The sequence below is a fragment of the Pontibacter kalidii genome, assembly GCF_026278245.1.
Lineage (GTDB): Bacteria > Bacteroidota > Bacteroidia > Cytophagales > Hymenobacteraceae > Pontibacter > Pontibacter kalidii.
In genome coordinates this window covers 904,622-926,914 of sequence record NZ_CP111079.1, presented here as the reverse complement: position 1 = coordinate 926,914, position 22,293 = coordinate 904,622, and the positions used below count along the sequence as shown (strand labels likewise).

Genomic DNA, 22,293 nt, shown 5'->3' with positions numbered 1-22,293 from the left:
CTCGCCTCGAGAGTGTTCGAGATGACATCATTTATTTACTCATCCTGCACTTCCTGATTCAGGACCTTCCAGAATGGATTAAAGCTATAGATAAGGGCTTCTTTCTTGCTCCTGCTCCACCTCTTAATTTCCTTCTCCCGCGCAATAGCATGCTCAACTTGTGTATGGCGCTCATAGTAGACAAGGTTATAGCAAAAGTACTTCCCAGCGAAGGTAGAGGGATTGCCACAGTTCATGAAATGCTCCCTCAGTCTGCGGGGCAAATCATTGGTTACACCCGTGTAAAGCGTTGTTCTTTTCGGGTTGGTTGTAATATAGACGAAGTAGTTATGCGAGGCCATGATGGTTACGCTACGTTCATGAGTGTAGCGTAGTTCAGTTCCTACCTTTCATTTCCCCAACCTGTCGTCTCGAACATTCTCGAGGCGAGAGCCAAAGGGAGCCAGCGTAGCTGAGAGACCTATCTGGAATTCTAAAGAGATCTCTCACTGCGTTCGAGATGACAAAAGGAGTTATATCAACTCTGAACCTTAACCTGCCGATAGCCTCCGCTTCTCCCTCCACACTCCCCTCCTATACTTTCTCAAAAACAATCCCGAACTTTGGGAGGTGATACCGACTGCTGACTTACTGCCTATACTACCCGACCTGCCTGTAAAAGAGGCGTTGCCACGGCTGCTGGATGCCCTGGAAAACTGTAATCGCGCCGTGCTGGAGGCGCCTCCCGGAGCAGGTAAAACCACGCTGGTGCCGCTGGCACTGCTGCAGGCAAGCTGGCGCAGCGATGGCAAAGTCCTCGTGCTGGAACCGCGCCGCCTGGCTACCCGTGCCGCCGCCGAACGCATGGCCGACCTGCTGGGCGAGCCGGTGGGGCAAACAGTAGGCTATTGGGTGCGGATGGATCATAAGGTATCGCTTAAAACTCGCGTAGAAGTGGTGACCGAGGGCATCCTTACCCGCCTCATTCAGGAGGATCCGGCATTGGAAGGCATTGCGACCATCATCTTCGATGAGTACCACGAGCGCAACCTGCAGGCGGATGTAGGCCTGGCGCTGGCGCTGGACGCACAAGCTGTACTACGCCCGGACCTGCGTATTTTGGTGATGAGCGCTACCTTAGATGCCACAGGGATAGGCAACTGGCTGGAGGCCCCTGTCATCAGCAGCGAGGGGCGCATGTTTCCGGTCGAGACACATTACCTCTCCCCTGCCGAAGTGGCCGCAGCCGGAAACTACCCAAGCCAGCGACTGACGAACCTGGTGCCTGCAGCCATACGGAAAGCGCTTGCCGAGGAACCGGAAGGAGACATACTTACTTTTCTGCCAGGCATGGGCGAGATCCGCAAAGTGGCGCAGCAACTGGAGGGAAAGTTAGCAGCAGGCGTTGAACTGCACCTGCTACACGGAGACCTCCCGCTCTCCAGACAAGTGGCAGCCATACAGCCATCTCCCCAGAAAAGGCGGAAAGTAGTGCTGGCCACCAGCATCGCCGAAACCAGCTTAACTATTGAGGGGGTCCGGATCGTGATTGACGGAGGATACGCCCGTGTGCCCAAATTCGTGCCGCGTACCGGCCTTACCACACTGGACACCGTGCCCGTGTCCAAGGCAGGTGCAGACCAGCGGCGTGGCAGGGCAGGCCGGCTTGGCCCCGGCGTTTGCTACCGGCTGTGGTCTACGGCTGATCAGCTGCAGTTGCCGGAGCGTCAGAATCCGGAGATTTTCGATGCCGACCTGTCGGGCTTAATGCTGGAGCTAGCCCTGTGGGGGGTAAAGGATGCTGCTGAACTCAACTGGCTGGACACACCACCTGCGGCCGCTCTTTCCTTAGCCAAAGACCTCTTGCTACGCCTGCAGGCTATAGACAACAACGGAAACCCAACGCCCCACGGAAAGGCCCTGGCCGCATTGGGGATGCACCCGCGCCTGGGCCACCTGGTCGTGCGCGGACATGAACTAGGCTACGGTGCTACCGCCTGTGCGCTGGCCGCCATACTTTCGGAGCGCGACCTGCTGAAGCCGCAGCAACTTTCGTGGGGAGATGGCCTGCCCGACCTGCACCTGCGCCTGGAACTGTTGGCTGGCAAACGACCACACACACCGGGCTTTGTACTGGACGAAAATGCCTTGCGCCGGGTAAAGGAACAGGCCCAGAACCTGCGCCAGCGGCTCCGCGCTACTGATGCCAGTATAAACCCGGAACTGGCCGGTATACTTACGGCCCTGGCATACCCCGATCGGCTGGCGCAACGCGAGTCGTCGGGGCGGGTGCGACTTGTAACCGGCCAGCGGGCAAGCCTTCCAACCGAGCTGTTTGGCGAAGCAGACTACTACGCCATAGCACACCTGGACCTGGGCAAGCAGCCGCGGGTACTTCTGGCGGCACCACTCGCTAAAACAGAGTTGCTGGAGCACTTTTCTGAACAGCTGGAGACTTTAGAGGAAGTACGCTGGCAGGAGGCGACACAACAGGTAACCGCCAGAAGAGTAACCAAACTGGGCGCACTGGTGCTGGAAGAGTCCAACATCGCCAAACCTAACCAGGAGCAGGTTGCAGAGGCGCTACTGCAGGCGCTGCGCGAAAAAGGTATTGACAGGCTGCCCTGGTCAAAAGACGCAACAGGCATACGGCAGCGGCTTGCGTTTCTGCATGAGCTGGAGCCGGAAAACTGGCCGGATGTGTCGGATGAGGCCTTGGCAGAAAGTTTGGAAGTATGGCTGGCACCACATCTCTACGGACTCCGCTCGCTGGACCAGGTGGCGAGGCTCGATTTAGGGGAGATGCTCCTTTCGGACCTGAGTTGGGAGCAGCGGCAGGAAATGGACCGACTGGCCCCCTCGCACCTGCAGGTGCCCAGCGGCTCCCGCATTGCCTTAGACTATTCCGATGTTGCGACACCTGTACTGGCGGTTCGGCTGCAGGAGGTATTCGGCATGCTGGACACACCCCGCATCGGGGGCGGTAAAGTACCCCTGCTCCTGCACCTCCTCTCCCCCGCCTCACGTCCGGTGCAGGTTACCCGCGACCTCCGCAGCTTCTGGAGCAACGGCTACTTTGACGTGCGCAAAGACCTGCGTGGCCGCTATCCCAAGCATCACTGGCCAGACGATCCGCTTTCGGCCCAGCCTACGCGAGGCACCAAGAAGCGTCCACAATAGCTGAGGCAAAACGTTTTCTTCTGCTGTTCATGTCAGCAACTGGCCCTACCATCGTGCTTTTATGAGCGCTACATCAAAAACAGGAATAATTCTAGGATATTTGTTTAAATTATCCCACTTTAGTATGGCTTTAGCCATACTTTGCGACTGATCAACACACCGGATTCTCACCATTAACGATAGAAGCGTATGAATTTGAAACACGTTTATGTTAGCGCCTTAGCTCTTGCCATGGGCTCCCTGCCTATTTTGCCTTTACCGCTGTCAGCACAAAAACGCGAAGGTAAAAGTATAGAAGTGGCCCCAGCTAACGGCAGTGGCTCCAGCGTAATCCAAAATAAAATGTATCGCTATCCGGAGTTTAAAGAGGGGAAAGTGACGTTTAAGAATGGAACTGCTACAATAGCCAACCTTAACTACAACGTCTTCTCAGGTGAAGTGGAGTTTGTGAAGGGCCAAGATACGTTGGCTATCGATAACATGCTCACCATCTCCTCCATCTCTATCGGGGACGACCTGTATTTCTATGATCAGGAAAGCAACAGCTTGTTGCAGCAGCTGGAAAAGTTCAGATCGGCCACACTGCTTGTAAAGGAAAAGTATGAGGTGGCTGATATCAAGAGTAAGGGTGCCATGGGCTCCAGCCCCAGTTCTATTGCGGCCACCAGTGCCACCCAGTATACAGATAAGTCGCAGACATATAACCTCAAGTCGAGCGACAATTATAAGTTCAAGGTAAAGACCTCTTATTACCTGGCCGACCTGAATGATCACTACTATGAGGCGAGTAAGCGCAATATCTTCCGGCTTTATCCTAATGCCAAAGACGCCCTGAGCGAATATTTTAAAACCAACAAAGTAGATTTTGATAACGAAGCACAGCTAAGGAAACTGATACAATACATAGAAGGACATTCCCAGAAGTAAGCACTTCACGCTCCGGTACGGCGCTTCACTTAGAAGGCCGCGCCGGAATCACCCTGTATACCTGCACGGGCACCAGCCTCAGATGCAGTCCCTTCCTTTTTTTCTTTCTTTCTTCTCATAAGCTACCGGTTCTGTTGCGCCAGTCCAGAAAATTTCCCTTAATTTTAGGGACGGCCTCTTCTTTCCGGGCCAAAGTATAGTCTACCACTGAAAATCTAACAGCTTTCTTTCCCTTATGGAAAACATTATTTCTGCCGTAAACGATATTGTCTGGAGCAACGCACTCATCATACTTTGCCTCGGCGCAGGGATCTACTTCTCTGTCGTCACTAAATTCCTGCAGGTGCGCTACCTCCGCGAAATGCTGCGCCTGCTGTTCAAAGGCCAATCTTCACAGAAAGGCATCAGCTCGTTTCAGGCTTTTACCGTAGCCATCGCGGGCCGGGTGGGTACAGGTAACATTGCGGGAGTGGCCACGGCCATCGCCATGGGCGGGCCTGGCGCTGTGTTCTGGATGTGGGTGATCGCCTTCCTGGGAAGCTCCTCCGCTTTTATCGAGGCTACCCTAGGGCAGATCTACAAGCAGGTAAAAGACGGGCAATACCGGGGCGGACCTGCCTTTTATATCGAGAAAGGACTGGGAATAAAATGGTACGCCGTCGTATTTGCCGTAGCCACGATCGTGAGCATGGCGCTTTTCCTGCCGGGCGTGCAGAGCAACAGCATTGCCTCTGGTGTAAGCAATGCGTTTCAGATACCGGTGGCCTATACCGGTGGCACCGTCACCTTGCTGCTGGCCCTCATTATTATGGGTGGTGTAAAGCGTATTGGTAAGGTAGCACAGGTAGTTGTTCCGTTTATGGCGGGCGCCTATATCCTGATGTCGGTGGTCATCATCCTTATGAACCTCACAGAAGTACCCGCCGTCCTTAGCCTGATCTTTCGCTCTGCCTTCGACCTGGAGCCTGCCTTTGCCGGCATCTTCGGTACGGCTGTCGCGTGGGGCGTGAAGCGCGGCATTTACTCTAACGAGGCCGGCCAAGGCACGGCACCACATGCAGCGGCGGCGGCGGCCGTAAGCCATCCAGCCAAGCAGGGACTGGTGCAGGCGTTCTCTGTGTATATAGATACACTATTTGTTTGTACCGCTACGGCTTTCATGATCCTCTTCACAGGCCAGTACAATGTGGTAAACCCTGAAGGTGGTTTTATTGTAGAGAACCTGCCGGGCGTACCGTTCGGGCCGGAGTATACCCAATCGGCTGTTAATACCTACTTCCCTACCCTTGGCAGCGGCTTTGTGGCCATCTCTCTGTTCTTCTTTGCCTTTACCACCATCATGGCCTACTACTACATCGCCGAGACCAACCTGAGCTACCTGAACACAAAAGGTAACAAGTGGATGATCTGGGGATTGCGTGCCCTCATACTTGCCTCCACGTTCTACGGCTCAGTTAAAACAGCAGAATCTGCCTGGATGCTGGGCGATATCGGCGTTGGCGTGATGGCCTGGCTAAACGTGGTGGCGATCATACTGTTGAGAAAACCAGCCCTCCGTGCACTTAAAGATTACCAGGAGCAACGCAAGGCCGGGCTGGATCCGGTGTTTAACGCAGAGAAACTAGGAATCAGGAATGCAGAGTACTGGGACAAGACCGCGCAGGAGGACAAGGAACTGCAGGCGGTATAAGCATACAGTTACAAGTATAGTTAAAGTATGGCGCGGGCTCAGAAATGGGCCCGCGCTTTTTACATAAAGCCCTCATACGCTATACCTTGCTAAATATTATACTTTATACTTCAGCCGAGACATACTTTTCGGCTTTCCTCTCCCTATATTTGCACCCGAACCGGACTAGGGAACTTAAACACACTGTTTAACAGCAGTAAAATCCATCCATAGTCCAATTTTAGCAACTACACATCTCGTATGAGATAACAGGCAGCGCGCTGTAGTCTGAATAAACCTGCGCTGCTCAAAATGCACGGCCCACTTGTTAAGGCAGGTAGAGGCTGCGTAACGGAGAGATGTGAAGGGGTGTAGCAGATGTACCACCTCCTTGATTTATTACTAGATTTGTGATCTGCACTAGGTAAATACATCGTAGCTGCAGTGGCCTATGGCAACACAAATACGTTGTTTGAATTTTTATCGTTTGATACCTGTTACCCCTCTGTAGCACCGAAAAATAGAGATTGGCTCGTGTGGTTGGGGGTGCACCCTGCTTTTGCGATGGTGGCGACCAAAACAAGTGCAGGATCTATTTATAAAGTTTTTTTATGCTGGAAACGCTCATTCTTACTTTTTTACTTAGCATCTCTCCGTTTGGGGAAGCACGCGCCGGTATTCCTTACGCTGTTCTGAACAATGTGCAGCTGGTTTGGGCCGTCCTGGTTGGCGTAGTAGGTAATATATTGATTTACCCCATGTTCTTGTGGCTGGTGGATACGTTCAGCAAGAAATTCTGGCCTTTCCGGGCCTATAAAAGGGGGGTGATCTACTTCTGCAAAAGAGCCAAGAAAATGGCCGGCAGCAACGTGAATAAGTATGGGTTCTGGGGTCTTATGGTCTTTGTTATGATCCCGCTGCCCGGCACCGGAGCTTATATGGGTGCTATCGCAGCTGAAATCTTTAAGATAGAACGCAGGAAAGCCTTTGCGGCCATTACGATTGGCGTGGTGATGTCTTCTATCATCATAGGTGTTAGCACCTACTTAGGCGTTGCCGGCTGGGAGAAGCTATAATTAGAAACGACTTTAAGGAAGCCCTCACTGTTTTTTAGAAGCGGTGAGGGCTTTTTGTTTCTGCTCATGTGTCGAGTCTGTATCCTGACTGACTTAAAAAGCCATACTTTATACTTGAGCTATACTTCATTCTTCTCTGGCGCCAGCGTCCGCTTGTGCCTTTCACCACCGCCTCCCGCAACTTGACAAGAGCTATACTTTTTAGCTGCCGTTCATCCACGGCCTTACAACCAACTTGTTTCATTTCTGGCTTTCTGCTCTCAAGCCCGAGAGGGCTCGTCCTTTGGCATCGCGCTGTGTTCCCTCCTGCCCTCGTGCCTCGGGCTGCCTCACTGGCGTTCGGCACCGGAAATCTATAAGGCGCTCAACGGAAAGACTGGGTGACATTCGATAGCCACGGCCATTGCTATGGAACAAGTATAAGTCCCCCTTTGAAGGGGACAGGGGGATGTAATCGTCTGCTGAAAATTCCCCTCTTGGGAGGGGCTAGGGGTGGGTTTATACTTGTAGGGACAGGTCGCGACCTGTCCGCGCAACGGCAGCAACTATGAAACTTATACTTTGGTAGGAGCAATGACAGGCTCCCCTCCTTTGACAAGGAGGGGCAGGGGTGGTTGGACACGGTACTAGCTCCATCTCCTGTTATGGGGTAGGGGTCCTCAAGAAAAGGAGAGTTCTGGAGTTAGGAGATGAGGGCCAGAGGCGGTTGTAATCACTATTCCACCCCCCTTTCATCCCAGAACTCTTGCCCCTAACAAACATATTGTAACTCAATAGACCTCGCGGTGTCTTCAAGACCCGCGAGCGTCTGATGCCGGGAGCCGTTGCTTCGTAGCCAAGCCCAGACACCCCGAAAATATTCGGGATCTTCGACTTACAGGACCTTAGAGCGCTGCGACATCGTAAGCAACTTTCTAACCTTTTAACTTTCTAACGACGAACCTCTCTCCCACTTCACCTCCGGAAACACCACCTCCAGCTGCCGTTTGATCACGCGGTAATTCCCTTTCCAGAAACTCGATAGGTCAGAGACAGTCGTAATTGCTTTCAGGTCAGGCGTCAGCAAGGCCAGCTCCACCGTCATCTCGCCTTCATCTACCTTGGGGCTTTCCTCCCAGCCAAGTATATCCTGCAGGCGTATCTCCAGTGTTGGCTGTGCGCCGTCGGGTTTATACTCCAGTTCTATAGGTGAGCTATCCGGCAGCTTTATACTTGCCGGAGCCAGTACCTCCAGCCTTGCCCGCTGCTCCTCGTTCAGGTACTTCTTTTCCAGTATAGGCAGCAGCTCCAGCTCCATTAGCTCATCCGGGTGCTCGATGTCGAACAGGTAGGGCTTCAGCCAGTCCCAGTTGGTTATGAGCAGCGTAGACGTGCTCACATCGGGCCAGGACTCGGAGGGGCGCCATTTGCGCAGGCTGAGCACGCGGTTTTGCCATTGCGTTAGCTCGTGGTTGAAGTCCAGCAGGTGCTCGCCTTCTGCTTTGATGGCCTCGGAGATGGCCGGTACGCGGTGCTTCTCGTCGGGTGGTGGCAGCGGCTTGCTTTGCAGCACAATGCTGCCGATGCGGGTGTCCAGCGAGGCGGTGAGCTCACCGTCGTTCACGTCCCAGTGGTATACTTCCTGCTGCTTTAGGAGCGGTGCCAGGTCGCGGGGGTTGAGCGGTGAGGCCAGGAAAATGCGGCCCGGGTTATCGCCGGTGCCCGCGTGCAGGTGCGCGATGGCCAGCCAGGGCTCGTGCGCCAGGTCGTCGCGGTGACCGGCAGAAGCATATTGGCCGCTGGCCAGCTGGAATTGCGCGTTGTTGCCGGGGCGGGCGTAGGCAATGCGCTCCGGGTAGCAATGCGCCAGCAACACACCTGTTTCATATTCATCAAACGCGCCGTTCTCGGGCTCCACTTCAAACAGCTGGCGGTAGGAACGGGCGATCTTCTCGATCTTACTGAAACGCTTGCCCTGCCCCTGCTCTTTCCGGTAGCGGCGCAGCGCTTCTACCCTTAAATTGATGTCGATGCCGGCGTTGCGGTCCAGCGGGTCGCGCTCTTCCAGGACGGCGGCAATATCGCTTGCCAGCGGCACCTGGCCGGTTTCTTCGGCTTTGAGCAGCATGTGCGCAATACGCGGGTGGCAAGGCAGCGTGTGCATGCGCTTGCCGTGCTCGGTGATACGGCCATTCTCCAGGGCCTGCAGCTGGTGCAGCATGTCGGTGGCATATTGCAGGGCAGCACGCGGCGGCGGGTTCAGCCAGGTAAGGCCACGGATATCCGTAATGCCCCATTGCGCCATGTCCAGCACCAGGTTCGACAGGTCGGCTTCCATGATCTCGGGAGTGCGGTGCGGCGCCATGCGCTCCTGCGTGGTTTTGCTCCACATGCGGTAGGCGGTGCCGGGGCCCAGGCGTCCGGCGCGACCGGCCCGCTGGTCGGCGGCGTCTTTGGAGATGCGCACCGTTTCGAGGCGCGACAAACCGGACTTCGGATCGAAGCGGGAGGTTTTGCCGAAGCCTGTATCCACCACCACCGAAATGCCTTCTATGGTTAAGCTGGTCTCAGCTATACTTGTCGCCAGCACCACTTTGCGCCTGCCCTGGCGGTCGGGCATGATGGCGGCGTACTGCTTGCCGAAGGGCAGCATACCGAACAGCGGGTGTATCTGCACGCCGCGCATTTGCTTGCGAAGTAGGATTTCTACTTTGCGGATGTCGTTTTCGCCGGGCAGGAACACGAGGATATCGCCTTCCTGCTCCTGCGCTGCCTGCTGCACTACTTTGGCCGTCATTTCGGGCAGCATGCGGTCGTCAGCATCGCCGGTGTAAAAGGTTTCGATGGGGTACTGCCGCCCCATGCTTTGCGCCACCGGAGCCTTGAGCAGGCTCGTGAGCTGGGGCATATCCAGGGTGGCCGACATCACCATAATGCGCAGGTCCGGGCGAAGCGTGTGCTGCGCCTCCCGGCTCAGGGCCATGGCCACGTCGGCATGGATGCTGCGCTCATGAAACTCATCGAAGATCACGATGCCGATGCCCGTCAGTGAGCGGTCGCTGTGGATCATGCGGGTGAGGATGCCTTCGGTTACGACCTCGATGCGGGTAGCAGCGGAGATGCGGTTCTCGAAACGGATGCGGTAACCGACGGTCTGGCCTACCTCCTCGCCCAGCAGCTGTGCCAGGCGCTCGGCAATGGTTTTGGCCGCCAGGCGCCGGGGCTCCAGCATGATAATCTTCTGGCCAGTCAGCCATACTTCATCAAGTATAGCCAGCGGTAGCAAGGTGCTTTTACCGGCTCCGGGAGGGGCATTTACGATCAGCGTGTTCTGCGCCGCCAGGTGCTCCCTAACAGCAGGTATGATTTCCCGAACGGGTAAGTCTATGGTAAATGGGTTGAAGGGCAAGGGGGTGATATTGATGTTAGATAATAATAAAAAATATGAGTGCAAGTTACGGAAGTTCTGAAGCATTTCTTTCTGTTACAGCAAAGGCATCAATCTGAAAGATGTGTATCAATTAATGCTAGGAAATCTTAATATTGCGGATCATTTACTACCCAATAAAATTTTATTACACCCTTAGCCCAATTTTACCTGTGAGAACAAAACTACTAGCGAGCCTACTTTTTGCCTGCACCTTACTGAGTTGTGACTCAGATAATGAAACAGCACCTGCACCCCTACCTGTTAAAACATTTGACTTTAGCTTCAGGTTCGAAAACTACCTGAAGGCGAAAGACTTCGAGCTCATCTTGTCCGATAAAGAAGGGAAAGTTCTTTTAGATACTTTGTTAGCCGTTAACGCCAACCATAACCTAAGCGTTAAATCAGAAGATACCAAGCATGACCTGACTACCATACTATTAGATTCAACTAATAATATGTGTGTGATAGAAACATTCCTTCAGGTTAACCCTGATAAATGGCACCTCAATTTCCTTCCTTCAGCTTCTAGTACATCATTCAAACATGAGAAGGCTGAAATCACCTATACCAATGTTCCCTATGACAGTGATTTCCACTTCAGGACAAAATATAAGTTCGGCAGTGGCTATACTGCCTCATGGCCTGGAACCAACTTTGTTATTAAAGGCTTTGACAGGGCAGTTCCGACAGATCTAGCTTATATTATGCTGCCAAGCCATGGTCTGTACCTGTTCACAGAGCTAACATCAGATCAGACTACGGCAGATTTTTCTGATGCAGGTAAAACCGAGAAACGCAAGTATAAAAAGCCATCTAATGTTACTGATTACAGAATAAATCTATCTGGCTACACCAAAGCCGGTGATCTTAATAGTAGACTCGACCTTTATTGGTCAAACTTTTACCATAGCGAGGAATATGACTTGCAATTCCCCCCAACAGGTATCGACGTGTACAGCCTTGGCGTGTCATATAAAGATGCCGACGGTTACTTACATAATTATCATTACTCTGGTAAGCAAATCCCTACAGAGTTTGATTTCTCACCCACTTCAGATTTTTCTGTTTCTAAATCTGAATTCGATGATTTCATGATATCGTTCACTACGGATAAACCGGACATTTATAACTCGCATTGGGTAGCAATTGATCCCAGTCTCATAGTAAATTGGATTGTGTACGGCTCACCAGATGTAACCAGTTACCAGTTAAAAACCTTTATAGAAGGCTTGAAAAGCAAGAAGTTTGCTGACCTAGATTTACCTCAGTTGGAACTGCTAAGCGTCAGCACTCTCAAGTTTAAAAACCACACATACCAAGATTATCTTAATATCAATGCTAATCATACTTTGTACTTACACGATAAGGTAGAACAATCAAGATCTATAATGAAGATTTTCAAGACCTTCTAACAAACGAAAAATCAACATAGGTTAAGGAAAAACCCACTGCATTGCTAATACAGCAAAGCAGTGGGTTTTTCCTTACAATCATACTCGATCCTGTCTCAGTGGCAGCAAGGTGCTTTTACCAGCTCCGGGAGTCGATCAGCGTACTCTGCACCACCAGGTGCTCCCTAACGGCAGGTATGATTTCCCGAACGGGTAAGTCTATGGTAAAGGGGTTGAAGGGCAAAGTAGGTGTGATCTAAATAAAAATAAAAAAAGGATATGAGCAATCATATCTTACTTACAAAGGAGTATTAGTATTAAGAATACTAAAAATAATAGATGAGTATTTAGATTGATACTCTTTATATTTGATTTAATACTAAAAGAGAAAATATGCAAATAGACTTAGATAAAGGGATCAAAGGTCTTGTAGTTCACCACCAACCATTAACTGAAATTCAGCTTAAAAGGCTTTTACTAATTTTTGATGAAGTTTATTTTACACCTCCTAGCGATAACAAATACTTCTTGGAAAAAGGTGCTCTGTGTTATGCATACCAACCTATCGAAGGAGGTGTTAGAATAGACAGTGTAAATGGCTATGAGTTGTTGAAGCAATATGCTGAAGAAAACATACATCCGCCAGAAGTAGCTCCTGATTCCCTAGTTCCTGCTTCAATACTTTCTTATGGAGGTGAGAAGGGTACAAGGAATGGTGCCTACCAAGCTATAGTTATGAATGACATCTTGCCTTTATTCAATTCTAAAGAATTTGAAAATGAAGAAGATAGACTTTTAGACAAATTTGAATACGCTCAAAACAGAGAATTTTTAAAGGTACTGGACTACAAAAGTTCAGATTTCTATGTAAGAAATAGTATCCCTTTAAAAATAGCTCATGATTATGATACTATAGATAAGCGTGCTGCAACTTTTCTTGCTCCTCTTTTAGTAAAAAAGAAGAGAGAGAAAGGCTTAAATTACTTTATAGTTCATCCTAGTTTTAGCATGTATGGAGCCAACTTATTCCCGAGTATAGAATATAAAAGTTCATTTCCAGAGAAGAATAATAAACTTTATGATTACGATAGGCAATTCCTTTCCATCATAGCCAAAGTAAATAAAAAACTCACTTTATGTGAGCAGTATAATCTTGTCCCAATTTTCCTCGATCAAAACATATATAATTTTTTTAATTACAAGGTGGAGAAAGCTAGAAATAATAAAGAGTTGGGTGTGGTAAATGAATGGAATAAATCAAATGAAGTTCCGTTATTTAACTTAAGTCAATTGATTATAAAGGCTTCAGAAATACACATTACAGACAGTACATTGAGAAGCTTAACAATTCCTGAAATTGTATCTTATAAGGAAAAGTGTTTGAATGAACTGTATAAATTGAGAAAAGTATTCATCAACGATTTTAATGATTTAATCACTAGTGGCTTTGGGTATACCTTTAATAGAGAAGTAGAAAAATTTATGCATACAAAGCTTATTCCTGATTTGAATAATTATCAAAAAGCACAGAGAGATATTCTATCTAATGAAGTATCTAAAAAAGCGATAAGATTTTCTGTTGGTGCCATTTCAAGTTACATAGGAACCATACAAGGACTATCACCTGGCTTAATAGCTCTATTAGGAGGGACGAGTGCCGTATTTTCAGAAGAAATGCTACAACTATCTAATAAAGTAAGGGAAAGAAATAAAAAGAAGTACGAAAATTCCTTTGCATACTTCTTAAAAATTGGTAAATAAAATCAACGTATTTAATCCCCCCGCTGGCGCGAGCTTGCAGCTCGTGCTTTTCTTTTCCACGCAGCTATACCTTCAGCTAAAGTAACAGTACGAGCTACAAGCTCGCACTAGCGTAAAATGACCAAAACCCAGACGCTGCTGTCATAAGTATAAGCAGAAACATGAGCCGGAAGTATAAATTTCACAACCAGGAAGGGCTGTACTTTGTCAGCTTTGCAGTGGTGTACTGGATAGACGTGTTTATGCGGGAGGAGTACTTTGCTATCCTTACCGACAGCCTGGACTTCTGCCGCAAGAACAAAGGTCTGGAGATCTATGCCTGGTGCATCATGCCCAGCCACGTACACCTGATCTTCCGGGCCAAAGACAATAACCCCAGCATGCTGCTGAAGGAGCTGAAAACCTATACTTCCAAACAACTCCAGAAAGCCATTGCCGAGCACAACCAGGAGAGCCGGAAGGAATGGATGCTGTGGCTCATGGAGCGGGCCGGGCTGAAGAACAGCAACGTACAGCACCGGCAGTTCTGGCAGCAGCACAACCAACCCATCGAGCTGTGGAGCACTGCCGTGATAGATGATCAGAAGATCGACTACATCCACAACAATCCCGTGGTAGCTGGCTTTGTGTCGGAACCGCACCATTGGAAGTATAGCAGCGCAATTGACTTTAGCGGCGGCAAAGGTGTGTTGGAGATTGATATTGACTGAATGGTGAAGGCACGAGCTGCAAGCTCGCGCCAGCGGGGCCAGCGGGGGTAACAGCCTGCTATATTTTAAGTAGATTAGTGCATGAAAAAAGCTAAAACAGAGATCATCAACCACCTGCACTTTCATGAAAAATACCTTGAGCTGGTGCGGAAGCGTCAGAAAACGTCTACCGTCCGGTTAGGGTATGTTCTGCCAAACGCCATACAGTTGCCGCTGGTTTTTGGCGATTTAACCCTACCAGAAAAGGCACAGATAGAAAAGCTGGATTTTACCAAATCGTTTGCCGACTTAAACGAGGCTGATGCCCTAACGGATGGCTTTGAGAGCTTGGAAACCCTCCGGGCAGACCTGAAAGTGTTTTATCCGGACATTACAGCCGATGACCGTTGCACCATCATTTACTTTAAGTTGCTACCCGCATAGAAATTAAAATGCAGGCGATTCCACCGCTGCCGCGAGCTTGCAGCTCGTGTCTTTTTTTCACGCAGCTATACCTTCAGCTAAAGTAGCAGTACGAGCTACAAGCTCGCACTAGCGTTGATTTACTCATAACCTGTAGCGCTTGCATTAGAGTACAAGCCATATATGAGCAGGAAGTATACATTCCACAAGCAAAGGGTTATACTTTATCAGCTTTGCGGTGGTGTACCGGATAGACGTTTTCAAGCGGGAAAAGTACTTTAACATCAGCATTCCTTGTGCTAACAAGTATAATGCACCTCCTTTATCACTATCTTGCAAGGGAACTTCCATCACGTAACCCGGAGCAAAACCTTGCGCTACTTCTTTCATATCGGCTATAGCGGCACACACTACAAAGGCTGGCAGCGACACCCCTATGGCCTAGGGGTGCAGCAGGTGATAGAGGAATGTCTTCAAAAGATTCTGAAGCAGCCCGTAGCGATTGTTGGCTGTGGCAGAACAGATGCCGGGGTACATGCGAGCCAGTTCTTTTTTCACCTGGATGTAGCGCAGCCCTGGGAATTTGACATGCTTTTCCGGCTGAACAAAGTGTTACCGCCCGATATCGCCGTGTTCGATATCATGCCGGTGGAGGGCCAGCCCCACGCCCGATTCGACGCCAGCAAAAGAAGCTACGACTATTTTATACATACTTACAAAGATCCGTTCCTGCATAATGTAAGCACCCTGTACCCCGTTCGGAACCTGGACCTGGACACGATGCAGGCAGCCACTGCTCTGCTCCCCCTTTACACCGATTACCGAAACCTGTGCCTAACGCCGGCAGAGCAGGACAGCACCATCTGCCACGTAACAGAAGCCCGCTGGTTGATGGACCCACAGGGTAATAGGCTACGTTTTCAGATAACGGCCAACAGGTTTCTGAGCCGCATGATCCGAATTCTGGTGGGACAACTCCTGAAGACCGGAACCGGCGCGCTCAGCCTGCAGGAGTTTGAAAGTTACCTGGCGCTTGAGAAAGCACCCAAACACCTTACACCGGCATATCCGCAGGGGCTGTACCTTTCCAAAGTAACCTACCCTTTCCTGGACATGGCGCCCCGCCCTACCTTCTCTCCTACCTTCCACTAAGTAACAGATGCCGGCTGGCAGATACCCTGAGAATCCCCATCTGCTTCGAGCTTTCTGCTCGTGCCTTATCTTTTCACACAGTTATACTTTCACCAATAGTACCAGCACGAGCTACAGGCTTGCACCAGCACCAATATGTTGGAGAGTCAATCTGTTTTAAAGTGGAGGCACGAGCCGAAAGTTCGCGCCAGCGAAGGAATCCCATTTTCCTGCGCTGCTAAATCCTGTAGCCCAACAAAGCCCCCAATTTCGCCATCACGTTTAAAACAAATTCAGGCGGTTTTACAGATAGGATGGTGTCTTTATAGTTCAGGGCATGCTGCGAGAGGTAAAACAGGTTTTTAAATCCTTTTGTACCGTTAACTTTTCCTTCTTTCGCCAGCTTCGCCATGGCAACCAGCGATGCGCCGAAATTGAGGCCGGGTGTATGGATATTTGTCAGGTAGGTAGGTTGGGAAGAAGTGTTTTTGAAGCCATGAACTGCATTTGTGGGTATGTGAGCCTCTTCGCCGGCTTTAAGTGTTCTCCACTTTCCATCCAGGTATAGCTCCAGTTCTCCTTCGTGAATTTTGTAGTACTCGTCCTGGTAAGGGTGCCGGTGGATGTTGGATGCTGCACCCGGATAGAATGTTGCTTTTACTATAAAAGGCTTATCCGGAGAGATCAACTGCTGGTCTTCATCATATTCCGCAACCAGCCCAAGTACCTGCTTTAAATCTATTGTCTGATTCTTCAAGTTATCAGTGGTTAGCTTTATACCTATTCATGACGGATAAACATAATTTATACGTTTATTTCATAAAGCATGACAAGTCATTGTATCCCTACTGTATCTTCTCTGGCGCTTTCGTTACCGAGAAAAGGTCCGGCCAAGTTGTTTGGCAAAATAATAATAAGACCACTGATTCCGCCCTGTGGCACCTTTCCTGAAACAGTCTGGAATAACCCGTTGGTAATCAATTAAAATGCGTACATTAGAGTATGACAGAAAACAAATTTCCCATTGGATCCGAAGTGTTCGCGAAAGTGAATCCAGATCTAGTACTAACCATTCGTCAATACCTGAAACGCATCTATTACTGTACTGTAAAAGGTAATCCTTCGCAGAAGGACCTGGTATACTTCGAACGTGAGTTAGTACCTGTACCGATAAGCTAAAGATAAACCCCCTGCTAAAACAGGGGCTTTTTTATGACGATTAGACCGCTGTTTTTATAGTTAGTTTTAAAAACCTTCCCGTAATTCTTTTGACTGGGCGTAACATACAGGGCTGCTGTTTTCCTTTCGCTCAGCTTTTTCCTTCACCAGTTCATCGTAGTTGTCTGGGGTAGACAATAGCCTGCACTTCGGGTAAAGCACGACGCCCCGCCGGACGATCTTACTGTTTGCTTCTATCTCATGTGCGTTTACCCCTTCAGCCCCATATACATGAATTGTGAAGAAATGATAGTTCGTTTTCTTCGCATACCCCTCTGCCGTTATCCTACCGGTAATAGTCCGCTCCCCGATAAAGTCTGATGTCTCCCCTTCTCTATAAGGCGTGTACACCGACTCTGTCCATTCTACTTTACAACCTACTGTCAGATTCATACTTCTGCTATGTGCTTTCCTAGCTTTACGTTTCCCGTATCGCACGGTCTATACTCTCTGGCTCGCCGCTGGCATTTGCCAGGCAAATTTAAACCTAAAGACCAGGAAGCTATACTTTATTTATAGTTCACGTACATATTCCTTCCTCTCACCTTAAACCGATACCCCATGAAATCACTCCGATCCATCCGGCAGTTATCTCCTGCTACTTCTGAAAATGCTGGCGGCCACACGCCTTCTGTGACAGATTACTTCAACTACTCCGGTACGGAAGCCGAGTTGAGCGGCGGCGCCCGCAGGATCACCATCAGCACCCCAAAAGACGACTTTTACATCTGGACGAAGCGGGTAGGCAATAACCCCACCATCAAACTGCTCTTGCTGCATGGCGGCCCGGGCGGCACACACGAGGCCTTCGAGTGCTTCGACAGCTACCTGCCCAAGGCTGGTATCGAGTATTATTACTACGACCAACTGGGCTCCCACTACAGCGACAAACCCGACGACACCAGCCTCTGGAACATAGACCGCTTTGTAGAGGAAGTGGAGCAGGTGCGTCAGGCGCTGCAACTCGGCAAGAGCAATTTTTACCTGCTGGGCCACTCGTGGGGCGGCATCCTGGCCACCGAATACGCGCTCAGATACCAGCAACACCTCAAAGGCCTGATCATCTCGAACATGATGTCGAGCATTCCAGACTATAACACGTATGCCGACGAGGTGCTGGGTCCGCAGATGCCTGCCGAGGTACTGGCCGAGATAAAACAGATAGAAGCCGCAAACGACTTCACAAATCCGCGCTACATGGAGCTGCTCATGCCGCACTTCTATACTCAACACGCCCTGCGCATGCCGCTGGAAGCGTGGCCGGACCCGGTGCTGCGCATGTTCGACCACATGAACCAGACGGTGTATGTGCAGATGCAGGGCCCGAGCGAGTTTGGGATCCGGGGCAATGCCTCCCTCCTGCACTGGAATCGCTCCCGGGATCTGCCAAGTATAAACGTGCCCACGCTCACCATCGGCGGCCAGCACGACACCATGGACCCGAAACACATGGAATGGATGTCCACCCAGTTTCCGAACGGCCGCTACCTGCATTGCCCCCAAGGCAGCCACATGGCCTTCTACGACGACCAGAAAACCTACTTTGAAGGGCTGGTGAGGTTTATGAAAGAGGTGGACAAGTTGGAGAGTTAGAAAGTTAGAGAGTTTAGGAGTTAAAGAATTTGGAAGTTGCTTTAGACCTCGCAGCGTCCGTAGGTCCTGAGAGTGTCTGAGTGGCTATCAGATTGGCTTTGTGTTATTTGACCTCCATTAGGTAAGAGCAGCGCTGTAGGCTTCGGCGGCAAAGGATTGTTGGAGGTAGATGCTGCCTTGCATTCAGGTATGAGCTCAGGACCCCAGCTACGTCTAGCAAAAGCGTGTCCCTTGATCAAGGTAAGCACACGGCTTTTGTACTAGATGAGTTAAAACAACGGAAGAGAGTGAATGCAACGCCGCTTAAAACCACTTAATTAGCTGAGATACAAACAATTTTAATTAATACATAATATCACTATATTTCAGCATTAAGATTCTTAACTAAATGCATGAAAACAAAGCTACTCCCCTTCCTTCTCCTCTTCACGCTTACTCTCTCAACAGCATTTGCCCAATGGACATGGCTTAACCCGAAACCTTCCGGCAATACAGGCAAGAGCATCACCTTCGCAAACGAGCAAACAGGTTTTATTGTAAATGACTCAGAGTTGCTGCAAACAAAAGATGCTGGAGCTACCTGGAGTGTGAAGCAAAGTATGGCCAGAGGCAACGAAGTCAGGTTTGATGGACAGACCGGTTTTGTAGTGGGGGATTTTGGTGCTGTTTATCAAACGACCGACTTAGGCGAAAACTGGAAGAAACTATCCGTCAATACAACTGAAAACCTGAACTCTGTTAATATCCTGCATCCGGATACGATATACATCACCGGAAATAAGAGCCTGATTAAATCAACTGATGGTGGTAAAACCTGGACCATAAAAGTAATCCCCCCTCCTCAAGCCGATCCCTATTCTTATACCATCACAAAATCATACTTTGTCAGTTCGAAAGTAGGCCATGCCACCAGTTCCAGAGGTACCATCCTCAAAACGATTGATGGGGGTGAGTCGTGGTACGTTACAGAAAGCACGAACACCATCCCTTCCAGCTATTTCACTATCCTCTTTGTCAACAGCAAGGTTGGCTTTGCCTCGAAAGAACATAGCACCTTGATGAAAACTACCGACGGTGGGGAAACATGGGCTGCCCTTTCTACCCTCAGGCAGGTCTCTTCTGCCGCTTATACCATGCATTTTCTGAATGAGCAGGTAGGCTTCGTAGCTGGAGACCACGGTGGTATGTACAAAACGAGCGACGGCGGCCATAACTGGACCAGGATGAGTTTCCAGGCAGGCTTTGTTGATGCCACATCCATGTACGGCATCCATTTCATAGATGAAAACGTGGGCTATGCGACTGGCATGAGAGGCCGTATCGTGAAGACGACAGATGGTGGCAAGACCTGGACCTCACCGGCTTTTACCTACTATAACATCCGGGACATGGCATTTCCTACCACTACCACTGGGTATGCAGCAGGCGCAGAACTATATAAAACTACTGATAAAGGACAAAATTGGCAGGCATTAAACACCGGTCTGGACGAATCCTACCATGCTTACGGATCGATGCAGTTTTTCTCCGCGGACACAGGCTATGTGGTAGCGCATACAGGAACTAGCACGCGTGACGTGCTTATCAAAACAACAGACGGCGGCAAATCCTGGACGAAGATTGACGTCCACATGTATGTGCAACAGTACAGCGCTATATACTTCCTCAATAACAGAGTCGGATACATGAGCACCTCAGACAGGTATTATGGCAATGGCTTCCTTAAAACTACAGACGGCGGACAAACCTGGCAACAGGTATCAGATTTCTATTGGGCGAGCAGAATGCATTTCATAGATATTAACAATGGCTTTGCTATCCGGTATGGTGATTTGTACAAAACAAGCGATGGAGGGCTTAACTGGACTAAAATCTATGAAGTGTATGGAAATTTTACTGGTTTCAGTTTTGTAAACGATAAGGTAGGTTACGTTTCGGCGGAGTACGGCGTGGTGCTGAAAACGAAAGATGGTGGTGCGAATTGGGAAGAGCTCAAAACAGAATACGACCATCTTAAGTCAGTTACTTTCTATAACGAAAACACAGGCTATGTATTGGGCGAATACGGGAAAAACTTTCGCACATTTGATGGCGGGTATAGCTGGGAATCTGTTGCGCTTCCTACTATGATGTCAAAACTAATCGTTACAGATGATCATGACATTTTTGTTTCGGGAGATTATGGCAGAATATTGAAAGGCACCTTTGATAATCCTGCCTATTCTCTGAAGGTGTTGCCGGCCACTAACATTACAGCAGATGGGGCTGATCTTACGGTCGTGGCAGCCTTAAACAGCGGGTCTCTTACCAATGTCAGGCTTGAGTACGGCAAAAACATGCTGCTGTTTGACAAAAGCATCGCCCTCACTCCAGCGGAAGTGCCAGCACATGCAGCCGAGAAGTATACCTATACTTTAAAAGACTTAGAATACACCACTAAATACTATTACAGAATCAGGGCCACCCACAATGGCGTTGAGCGCGTTAGCGATATCGCTGAGTTTACAACCTACGCTGCTTTTAACGTGTCGCTCGGGTCGACCTTTAACCTGACTACCACAGGATGCGAGATAACCGGCAGAATCGCCTCCTATCTCGATGATATTACGGCTATACAATTCGAGTACGCTACTGACAAAAGCTTTACAAACAGCACCAGTATAGCAGCTACCCCTGCTGTGGTACAGGCTAAATGGTCTTCGGGAGTTAATGCTTCGCTACGCCAGCTAAAACCGGACACACAGTATTTTGTCCGTCTGAAATTTACCCATAGAGGGAAAGTGCATTATAGTACTGTCTACAGCTTTTACACCAGGCCGGAGTATCGAATTACGATGCACTCCCCTACTATTACGGAGACAGATATACAATGGGGGGCACGGGTAGAAACGTACAATGGCGACATCAGCAACTTAGTTTTTGAGTATGGCAAGACCCGTGAATTTGGAAAGGAAGCGGCTGCAGCGCCCGATGCTGTAGCAAACAACACGTGGCGCAACATCCAGTTTTCGTTAACAGACCTGGAACCGAATACAGTGTACTATTATCGTGTGAAGGGCCTGCAGGGCGATACGGTTATTTATAGTAATGTGCACATGTTCAGGGCCAGTGGCGGCGCACTGCTCGAGCCTGACAGGGCAGTAGTTGCTGGCAGCAGCGCTATTCTTTCAGGGTTTGTTGCCCCACAGGGTGTTGCCATTACGAATCTACAGATAGAATATGGCGAAACAGCAGAGTTGGGCCAAACGGTTGCTGCCACGCCAAACTCACTCATTTCCGGAACAGGCAAGGTACAGGCCGAAATAAAAGACCTTGCCCCCAACACGGTATACTACTTCAGAATTACGGGAACGGTGAACGGCGAGGAATTACATAGCGAGAAAATCTCCTTCGCAACAGCAGCTCCGACGGGCATAGCCGACGCAGAAGGTCAAAAACTAAAGGTATACCCGAACCCAACGCAGGACAGGCTTTACTTCTCGCACCAGCACCCAATACAGCGCATTGAGGTATTCGACCATGTAGGTAAGTTGGTGCTCGTTGTTCTGCCTGATGCAGCGCAATACGTGCTCGACCTCACCAAGCAAGTGCCGGGAGTTTACCATATCCGGGTACACCATAAAGCCAATGTACATATCCGTAAAGTTGTGAAGCTCTAGCAGCCCCGTCTTTGGCTGCGTTAAAGCCTGGCCTGTACCTGCTGGAAGTAAACAGCGAAAAAAAAGAAACGCTCAAATTTATCGTGCAATAGCGCTGTCCCACTTCGCCAAAGTATAACCCAATGTGTCAGGTTATACTTTGGCGAAGTGGGATGGCCTCAGGAATATTCTCCCGGGAACAATTGCCT

At 49.7% G+C, this 22,293-nt stretch carries 16 protein-coding genes; 11 read left to right on the top strand and 5 right to left on the bottom strand.

The genetic code is table 11. The annotated features are described in order from the left end of the window. Window positions 1–35: 35 nt before the first annotated feature. On the bottom strand, window positions 36–341 hold the full coding sequence (locus tag OH144_RS03820) for a GIY-YIG nuclease family protein (RefSeq protein WP_266204972.1): 306 nt from the start codon (window positions 339–341) through the stop codon (window positions 36–38). Window positions 342–609: 268 nt separating this feature from the next. Between OH144_RS03820 and hrpB (OH144_RS03815) the strand changes: the two genes are divergently transcribed. The 4 genes from hrpB (OH144_RS03815) to OH144_RS03800 all read left to right on the top strand — a co-directional run bounded on the left by hrpB (OH144_RS03815) (window position 610) and on the right by OH144_RS03800 (window position 6,831). Next, the gene (gene hrpB / locus OH144_RS03815) at window positions 610–3,159 is read left to right on the top strand and encodes an ATP-dependent helicase HrpB (RefSeq protein WP_266204971.1); all 2,550 of its coding nucleotides are present in this window, start codon (window positions 610–612) and stop codon (window positions 3,157–3,159) included. Between the two features lie 189 nt (window positions 3,160–3,348). After that, the gene (locus OH144_RS03810; RefSeq protein ID WP_266204970.1) at window positions 3,349–4,086 is read left to right on the top strand and encodes a hypothetical protein; all 738 of its coding nucleotides are present in this window, start codon (window positions 3,349–3,351) and stop codon (window positions 4,084–4,086) included. A 235-nt stretch (window positions 4,087–4,321) separates the two neighbouring features. Next, window positions 4,322–5,776: an alanine/glycine:cation symporter family protein gene (locus tag OH144_RS03805; RefSeq protein WP_266204969.1), complete on the top strand. Its 1,455-nt coding sequence runs from the start codon at window positions 4,322–4,324 to the stop codon at window positions 5,774–5,776. A gap of 590 nt (window positions 5,777–6,366) precedes the next feature. Beyond that, complete coding sequence (locus OH144_RS03800; protein ID WP_266204968.1) at window positions 6,367–6,831, top strand: COG2426 family protein; 465 nt, start codon at window positions 6,367–6,369, stop codon at window positions 6,829–6,831. 64 nt (window positions 6,832–6,895) lie between these two features. Here OH144_RS03800 and OH144_RS03795 read toward each other — a convergent pair whose 3' ends face one another. Next, complete coding sequence (locus OH144_RS03795) at window positions 6,896–7,075, bottom strand: hypothetical protein (RefSeq protein ID WP_266204967.1); 180 nt, start codon at window positions 7,073–7,075, stop codon at window positions 6,896–6,898. Between the two features lie 678 nt (window positions 7,076–7,753). Further along, entirely contained in the window at window positions 7,754–10,219 is a 2,466-nt protein-coding gene (gene hrpB, locus OH144_RS03790) for an ATP-dependent helicase HrpB (protein WP_266204966.1), read from the bottom strand. A 191-nt stretch (window positions 10,220–10,410) separates the two neighbouring features. On the opposite strand from hrpB (OH144_RS03790), the gene OH144_RS03785 reads away from it, so the two are divergent. From OH144_RS03785 to truA, 5 genes are all read left to right on the top strand, one after another. After that, the gene (locus tag OH144_RS03785; protein WP_266204965.1) at window positions 10,411–11,652 is read left to right on the top strand and encodes a hypothetical protein; all 1,242 of its coding nucleotides are present in this window, start codon (window positions 10,411–10,413) and stop codon (window positions 11,650–11,652) included. Window positions 11,653–12,024: 372 nt separating this feature from the next. After that, window positions 12,025–13,392, top strand: coding sequence for a hypothetical protein (locus OH144_RS03780; protein WP_266204964.1), 1,368 nt, complete (start codon window positions 12,025–12,027; stop codon window positions 13,390–13,392). A gap of 161 nt (window positions 13,393–13,553) precedes the next feature. Next, complete coding sequence (locus tag OH144_RS03775; RefSeq protein ID WP_266204963.1) at window positions 13,554–14,102, top strand: REP-associated tyrosine transposase; 549 nt, start codon at window positions 13,554–13,556, stop codon at window positions 14,100–14,102. Window positions 14,103–14,183: 81 nt separating this feature from the next. Next, window positions 14,184–14,525, top strand: coding sequence for an ASCH domain-containing protein (locus OH144_RS03770; RefSeq protein WP_266204962.1), 342 nt, complete (start codon window positions 14,184–14,186; stop codon window positions 14,523–14,525). A gap of 351 nt (window positions 14,526–14,876) precedes the next feature. Further along, on the top strand, window positions 14,877–15,656 hold the full coding sequence (gene truA, locus OH144_RS03765; protein WP_266204961.1) for a tRNA pseudouridine(38-40) synthase TruA: 780 nt from the start codon (window positions 14,877–14,879) through the stop codon (window positions 15,654–15,656). A 217-nt stretch (window positions 15,657–15,873) separates the two neighbouring features. Here the strand turns inward: truA and OH144_RS03760 are convergent, their stop codons facing one another. Together OH144_RS03760 and OH144_RS03755 are read right to left on the bottom strand one after the other, a co-directional pair. Next, window positions 15,874–16,392 (bottom strand): cupin domain-containing protein, encoded by a 519-nt coding sequence (locus OH144_RS03760; protein WP_266204960.1) that lies wholly within the window; start codon window positions 16,390–16,392, stop codon window positions 15,874–15,876. Window positions 16,393–16,880: 488 nt separating this feature from the next. After that, a complete protein-coding gene (locus OH144_RS03755; protein WP_266204959.1) occupies window positions 16,881–17,246 on the bottom strand; it encodes a hypothetical protein in 366 nt (121 codons plus the stop codon). Between the two features lie 168 nt (window positions 17,247–17,414). Between OH144_RS03755 and OH144_RS03750 the strand changes: the two genes are divergently transcribed. Further along, complete coding sequence (locus OH144_RS03750; protein ID WP_266204958.1) at window positions 17,415–18,446, top strand: proline iminopeptidase-family hydrolase; 1,032 nt, start codon at window positions 17,415–17,417, stop codon at window positions 18,444–18,446. Between the two features lie 392 nt (window positions 18,447–18,838). After that, window positions 18,839–22,105: a YCF48-related protein gene (locus tag OH144_RS03745; RefSeq protein WP_266204957.1), complete on the top strand. Its 3,267-nt coding sequence runs from the start codon at window positions 18,839–18,841 to the stop codon at window positions 22,103–22,105. Window positions 22,106–22,293 lie beyond the last annotated feature (188 nt).

Coding starts and splice junctions, on each gene's coding strand:
- OH144_RS03795 (WP_266204967.1), bottom strand. CDS start 7,075: ATGAAACAAGTTGGTTGTAAGGCCGTGGATGAACGGCAGCTAAAAAGT.
- OH144_RS03750 (WP_266204958.1), top strand. CDS start 17,415: ATGAAATCACTCCGATCCATCCGGCAGTTATCTCCTGCTACTTCTGAA.
- OH144_RS03775 (WP_266204963.1), top strand. CDS start 13,554: ATGAGCCGGAAGTATAAATTTCACAACCAGGAAGGGCTGTACTTTGTC.
- OH144_RS03745 (WP_266204957.1), top strand. CDS start 18,839: ATGAAAACAAAGCTACTCCCCTTCCTTCTCCTCTTCACGCTTACTCTC.
- OH144_RS03800 (WP_266204968.1), top strand. CDS start 6,367: ATGCTGGAAACGCTCATTCTTACTTTTTTACTTAGCATCTCTCCGTTT.
- OH144_RS03805 (WP_266204969.1), top strand. CDS start 4,322: ATGGAAAACATTATTTCTGCCGTAAACGATATTGTCTGGAGCAACGCA.
- OH144_RS03780 (WP_266204964.1), top strand. CDS start 12,025: ATGCAAATAGACTTAGATAAAGGGATCAAAGGTCTTGTAGTTCACCAC.
- OH144_RS03820 (WP_266204972.1), bottom strand. CDS start 341: ATGGCCTCGCATAACTACTTCGTCTATATTACAACCAACCCGAAAAGA.
- OH144_RS03755 (WP_266204959.1), bottom strand. CDS start 17,246: ATGAATCTGACAGTAGGTTGTAAAGTAGAATGGACAGAGTCGGTGTAC.
- OH144_RS03770 (WP_266204962.1), top strand. CDS start 14,184: ATGAAAAAAGCTAAAACAGAGATCATCAACCACCTGCACTTTCATGAA.
- OH144_RS03810 (WP_266204970.1), top strand. CDS start 3,349: ATGAATTTGAAACACGTTTATGTTAGCGCCTTAGCTCTTGCCATGGGC.